This window comes from Kitasatospora sp. NPDC057542, from assembly GCF_042801945.1.
In the GTDB taxonomy this organism is placed as follows: Bacteria; Actinomycetota; Actinomycetes; order Streptomycetales; family Streptomycetaceae; genus Kitasatospora.
On the sequence record NZ_JBHVFE010000637.1, the window covers coordinates 1 to 4,023 of the forward strand.

Below are 4,023 nucleotides of genomic sequence, written 5' to 3' on the forward strand. Positions count from 1 at the left end.
GGCCTGCGCCCTGTGCACTCAGCCGGTGACGCTGGGCGCGCCGGTCTCCAGGTGGCCGGTGAAGCGCTGGGAGAAGCTGCTGTCCGCGTCCACCGTGACGGTGAAGTCGTACCAGCCGTTGGTGTACGCCACGGCGTTGAAGAAGTCGGTGACGCTGCCGCCGGCCGGGACCTGGTACGTCCAGGGGCCGTCCGTCCGGTAGTTGTTCGACGCGATCGTGAAGGTCATCGGCGTGCTGCCGTTGTTGGCGAGCTTGAAGTAGACGGCCGGCTTGCCCGTCCCCGGCTCGACGGCGTACGAGGCGGTGACCGCGGCGTTCTTGCCCGCCTTGGTGAGGTCGCCGGTGAAGCGGCGCAGGAAGCGGTTCGGGCCGACGACGGTCAGGTCGTACTTGCCGTTGCCGAAGCCGTTGGTGCCGCAGTTGAAGAAGTCGGTGACGGGGCTGCCGGAGTCGACGGTGTACTGCCAGGGGCCGCCGCTGCGGTAGGCGTTGGCGTAGGCGGCGAAGTGCGAGGCGCGGGCGGCGCCGTCGTTGGACATCTTCACCCAGACGTGCATGACGCCGCCGGCGTCGGCGTCCCAGTGGTCCAGGTTGGCGTTCGGCTGGTACGGCAGGGCCCGCGCGGGCCGGGTGCCGGACTCCTGCACCGGCAGCTGGTTGTTCACCGGGGCCGGGTTGGGCAGCGGGCCGCAGGCGGACAGGCCGATCGTCTGCGAGGTGTCGGGCAGCGCCGGCAGGCCGTACACCGGGGTGGCGAAGTCGAACACGCTGGTCAGGTCGCCACAGACGCGGCGGCGCCAGTCGCTGATGTTCGGGCAGGTGGCGGGCTTGCCGAGGGCTGCCGTCCAGACCTCCAGGAAGCGCAGCACCGAGGTGTGGTCGAAGGTCTCGGAATTGACCCAGCCGCCGCGGGTCCAGGGCGAGACGGCTATCAGCGGGACGCGGAAGCCGAGGCCGATGTTGGTGCCGTTGTAGAACTCGCCCGGGGTGCCGGCGGGGGCGGCCGGCGGCGGGACGTGGTCGAAGAAGCCGTCGTTCTCGTCGTAGTTGATGAACAGGATCGACGAGTTGAAGACGTTCGGGTCCGCGTTGAGAGCGTCGATCACCATGTGGACGAAGTGCGCGCCGTCGGCCGGGGTGGCGTACGGGTGCTCGGAGGAGGCCTGGTCGGCGACGATCCAGGAGACCTGCGGGAGGGTGCCGGCCAGCACGTCGGCCTTGATGGCGGCGGCGATGTCGTCCGGGGTCTTCCCCGTGACCTTGGGCACCGAGCCCATGCCCTTGACCGCCGGCGGGCTGCCGGCCGGGGCGTTCGTGAAGTTCGTGAAGTACGCCAGGGCGTTGTCGCCGTAGTTGTCGGCGGCGTTCTGGTAGACCTTCCAGCTGACCCCGGCGCCCTCCAGCGCCTCGGCGTAGGTCTGCCAGCGCAGGCCCTTCTCGTCACCGCCGTCGTAGGCCGGGCCGCCCGCGGCGCCGGCCGGGTCGATCTGGCCGGACCAGTGGTAGGTGCGGTTGGGGCCGGTCGCGCTCAGCACGGAGCAGTGGTAGGCGTCGCAGATGGTCCAGTTCTCGGCCAGCGCGTAGTGGAACGGGATGTCCTGACGGGTGAGGAAGCCGAGCGTGCGGACGTTGCCCTTGGCGGCGACCCAGGAGTCCATCTTGCCGCCGTTCCAGGCCTTGTGCTGGTCGCTCCACCCGTGGCTGAGGTCCCCGTTGCACTGGGCGAGGCGCTCGGGGTCGGCGCCACCGGCCGGCTTGGTCTGGCTGAACTGCCACGGGTACTGCCGGCCGAGCAGACCGTTGGGCTGGTTGAAGACGCTGTAGCCGCCGGAGATCTGGATGGCGCTGCGGTCGGCGAAGCCGCGCACGCCGCGCAGCATGCCGAAGTAGTGGTCGAAGCTGCGGTTCTCCTGCATCAGGATCACCACGTGCTGGGCGTCGGTGATGGTGCCGGTCGTGTTGAGCGCGGTGGCGGCGGCGGTCGCGGCCGTTCCGCTCGGGGCGGCTCCCGCGGCACCGGCCCCGGTGCCGGCCACGGCGAGGCCCGCGGCGGCGGCGCCGGACAGCGTGACGAACTTCCTACGACTCAACTCGGCCATCAGCCCGGCCCGTCCCTTCGCTGGCGATGTTGTGTACACAAGTCGGGGCTCACTCGATCGCGCAGCAGTCTCCACCGCGCGCGAAGCGGTCCACCAGATCCGCGCGGCAGGGTTGGCGGACTGTTCGCCCCGGTGTCACCGAGCGACGCCCGGCTGAACGGGCGAAGGGGCTGGGGTGATCAGCGGTCCTTGACCTCGATTCCCAGCGCGTGGGCGAACTGGGGTGCCAGCTCCAGCAGTTGGGTGGAGCTGATGACGGCGCCGCGCAGCCCCTGGTGACCGTCGGCCAGACCGAGCCGGACGGCGCCGCGCAGGTCGGTCTTGCTCAGCGTCGCCCCGCGCAGCCGGACCTCCTCCAGCGTGGAGCCGGGGAAGGACACCCCGGTCAGCTTCGCCTCGCCGAAGTCCACGTCGCGCAGCAGGCAGTCCTCGAAGACGACGTCCCGCAGGACGGCCGAGCGCAGGTTGACCGCCTCCAGCTTGCAGCCCCGGAAGACGACCCGGCGCAGCGCCGAGCCGTACCCGGCGACCCCGGCGAGCACGCCGCCGACGAAGGAGCTGTCCTGCCACTCGGAGTCGCTGAGGTCGCAGGCGACCCAGCGGCCGGCCTGCACCCACACCTCGTTGAACCGGGCCTGGCGCAGCTTGACCCCGCTGAGCGCGACGCCGGTGAAGGCGCACTCCAGGAAGGCCGCCCCGGCGCCCGACTCGTCGGTGTGCTCGCCGCCGTCGAAGTGCGTGGTGTCGTACCGCTCGTCGCTGCGCAGCGGCCCGGTGTGCGGGCGCAGCAGCTCGGCGTACGGGAGGTCGGCGAGCCGGTCGGGGACGGAACGGGGCATGGCGGCGGCTCCTGGCGGTCGCGGACGGAGGGGTCTCGCCCGCATGCTCGCACGCGGCGCCGACAACGCCCGGCAGCGACGACGCCCCGCACCGGCGTCGCCCCGAGGAGGCCGCGAAGCCGCAGCGCCCCGGACCGGCCGCCTCGGTGCGACCGGTCCGGGGTGCTCACCGCTCGGGTCAGCCGCGCGCCCAGAGCGAGTTGACGCGGCTGCGCTCGGTGCTGTTCGGGTAGGGGTTGGTGCAGGAGGTGCCGGGGCCGCCGCCCGACATCAGCTCGCTGCACGGACCGGTGTAGTGGTCCGGCAGGCCGAGCACGTGCCCGGTCTCGTGCGCCACCACGCGCACCGAGCTGTACTGCTGGTTCTGCTGGTAGTCGAGGAAGATGTAGCCGCGCCCGTGGCCGTCGGTGCTGGCGTACGAACCGCGGCTGTCGTTGCCCTCGTAGTAGCGGAAGTCAGCGGCCGAGCCGGACCGCAGCTGGACGTTGGCGACCGAGCCGTTCCAGATCTGCGCGGCCTGGGATATCTGGTTGCGGAAGGACGGCGCGGAGCTGGCGTCATAGGTGACGGTGACGGTCGTCAGGCCGGGGTTGGCCGCCTGCTTGGCCTTGGCGGAGGCCATCACGGCCTGGAAGAAGGCCTGGTTGTCCGCACTCTCCGCGGCCGAACCGGCGTACGTCGAGGCGGTGTAGCCCTGCACGGCCGGGGCGGCCGGAGCCGCGGACGCGGCGGTGGTGGGCAGGACGGCGAGGCCGGCCGCGAGGGCGAGGCCGAGGGTGGCGGACAGCACGGAACGCTTCATGTGGGGGCTCCGATTCCTGAGGTGGTGTGGCCGGTTGGGGGCCGGCCACGAGGAACACCTGGTCAACGGGTGGTGTCCCCAGAGCTTCGGGCAACCCGGTGCGTGCGCGGATGATGCCAACCCGCGATAACACCGTTCAATACCCCGCCCAATACCCCGCCGATGGAGCCGAATTGAGTTGTCTTTTCCTCGCCTTGACTCAATCGTGCCCCTGGAATTCCGTTCCGGCGGCGGCTAGGCTCCCATCCGGGGAAGTACCCGGCGCGGCGGGCCGCCCGATTC

The 4,023-nt window shown here is 71.3% G+C and carries 3 protein-coding genes; all 3 read right to left on the reverse strand.

The window, feature by feature from the left end:
• Positions 1-18: 18 nt before the first annotated feature.
• Entirely contained in the window at positions 19-2,100 is a 2,082-nt protein-coding gene (locus tag ACFU7Y_RS41220; RefSeq protein ID WP_224283361.1) for a phosphocholine-specific phospholipase C, read from the reverse strand.
• 179 nt (positions 2,101-2,279) lie between these two features.
• Positions 2,280-2,939 carry a pentapeptide repeat-containing protein gene (locus tag ACFU7Y_RS41225; RefSeq protein ID WP_224283360.1) on the reverse strand — a complete coding sequence of 220 codons (660 nt, stop codon included), beginning with the start codon at positions 2,937-2,939 and terminating at the stop codon, positions 2,280-2,282.
• A gap of 178 nt (positions 2,940-3,117) precedes the next feature.
• The gene (gene snpA / locus ACFU7Y_RS41230) at positions 3,118-3,741 is read right to left on the reverse strand and encodes a snapalysin (RefSeq protein ID WP_224283359.1); all 624 of its coding nucleotides are present in this window, start codon (positions 3,739-3,741) and stop codon (positions 3,118-3,120) included.
• Between the last annotated feature and the right edge of the window lie 282 nt (positions 3,742-4,023).